Annotated in this window: 1 pseudogene; it reads right to left on the bottom strand. The window is 41.1% G+C overall.

Annotated features, from left to right (window positions below):
• Window positions 1-282, bottom strand: a pseudogene (locus BOQ64_RS22765) (gliding motility-associated C-terminal domain-containing protein); the annotation flags it as partial.

Here is a 282-nt window from a genome sequence, read left to right as displayed (position 1 = left end):
TCCCGGAATATTAGTAGTTATCGTTTGAGTGGTTGCCCCCGTACTCCATAGATATGTATAATTTGGTCCTGAACCTGCATCAAGTGTTCCTTTATCTCCTGCACACACAAATACATCTTTTAAAGTAGAAACAATTGCCGGAACAACTTCAATCTTAACTTTCGCAGGGTCCACAGAACTACATCCCGGAATATTAGTAGTTATCGTTTGAGTGGTTGCCCCCGTACTCCATAGATATGTATAATTTGGTCCTGAACCTGCATCAAGTGTTCCTTTATCTCC

Source organism: Chryseobacterium sp. CH25, from assembly GCF_004119455.1.
Classification (GTDB): Bacteria; Bacteroidota; Bacteroidia; order Flavobacteriales; family Weeksellaceae; genus Chryseobacterium.
The sequence above is the reverse complement of the archived record's forward strand: the minus strand, read 5'-3'. Positions and strand labels throughout refer to the sequence as shown.